Source organism: Micrococcus sp. CS26 (assembly GCF_055522295.1).
Window position 1 is genome coordinate 1 of sequence record NZ_JBVFVY010000069.1, and the last position, 530, is coordinate 530.

The window sequence follows — 530 nt, forward strand, 5'->3', positions numbered from 1 at the left end:
AGAGATGATGGATTCGGCTCCGGCGCCGGCGTGACCCGAAATTACACGGACGCCGTTCGCGGCTGTCTTTTTGTGGATCTGTCCGTCGACGCCGGGGTCGCTGCGGGCCGGGCGGGCACATGACTTGATAGGAGCCTGACCGGAAAGTCGTCTCACCTTTGTGCTGTCTGCACTCACCCGACCCGCGGTGACGTTCATCACCATTGGAAGGGAATCCCGTCAATGACGAGCATGACACTCGACCCGCCGCTGACCAACCCGTTGCCACCAGGCTCCGAGTTGGTCGCCGGGGTCGACACGCACAAGAAAACGCATCACGTCGCGATCCTCGATCTCGTGGGCCGACCTGTCGCGGACCGAGAGTTCCGTGCCGACGGTCGCGGTTACGCGCAGATCGTCGCGTTCCTCCACGCGCACGGTGATGTCGTCCGTATCGGGGTGGAGGGAACGGGGTCGTACGGGGCTGGCCTCGCACGCGCGCTGACCACGGCGGGGCTGACCGTCATCGAAGTCGCGCGACAGGACCGGCA

1 protein-coding gene is annotated in these 530 nt (G+C 65.1%); it reads left to right on the plus strand.

Going from position 1 to position 530, the window contains the following annotated elements:
* Nucleotides 1-231: 231 nt before the first annotated feature.
* A partial coding sequence (locus tag ACZ1IK_RS11245) for an IS110 family transposase (RefSeq protein WP_465098526.1) occupies nt 232-530 on the plus strand: 299 nt, incomplete at its 3' end.